1 protein-coding gene is annotated in these 520 nt (G+C 48.0%); it reads right to left on the bottom strand.

Annotated elements, in window-relative coordinates:
* Positions 1–313: acyl-CoA dehydrogenase family protein (locus tag AC1DUA_RS40350; RefSeq protein ID WP_477504980.1), on the bottom strand; the 313-nt coding region annotated here is incomplete at its 3' end.
* Positions 314–520: the final 207 nt, after the last annotated feature.

Below are 520 nucleotides of genomic sequence, written 5' to 3'. Positions count from 1 at the left end.
CTTCTGTCCCGTACTTGGCGATCGCCCATGAAACTAACGACGTATGCACGGACAGCATCACACCCGTAGAAGCGCATGCCTTCGAGAGTTCCTCAACGACGATGGCATACGTCAAGAAATCGGAACCGATGCCCCCATAGGCTTCAGGCCACGGAATTCCTGTCAGGCCAAGCTCTCCCATTTTATCGAACAATGTACGATCAAAACGCTCTTCTTCATCCCTTTGAGCAGCCGTAGGTTCAATTTCGTTTTTGGCAAAATCCCGCACCATAGCACGAATCATATTCTGTTCATCCGTTAAGGACAGTTCCATATGACCGCCTCCTTCGACATGATARCTATTCCTGCATGTTAGGCCGAGGATAAGATCGGTGATTTGCTTCTTCATGGGACAAGTTGTAACCGCTTCCAATAACATGTTTTATATATACACGCCACGCTGAAGGCTTATACCTGACAGGCTTTGAAATTACGCACACATCAAAAAGCGTCAGCGCTCAAGTCGCCGACACCCTTTATG

It is taken from the genome of Paenibacillus sp. 01T422 (genome assembly GCF_056398785.1).
The sequence above is the reverse complement of the archived record's forward strand: the minus strand, read 5'-3'. Positions and strand labels throughout refer to the sequence as shown.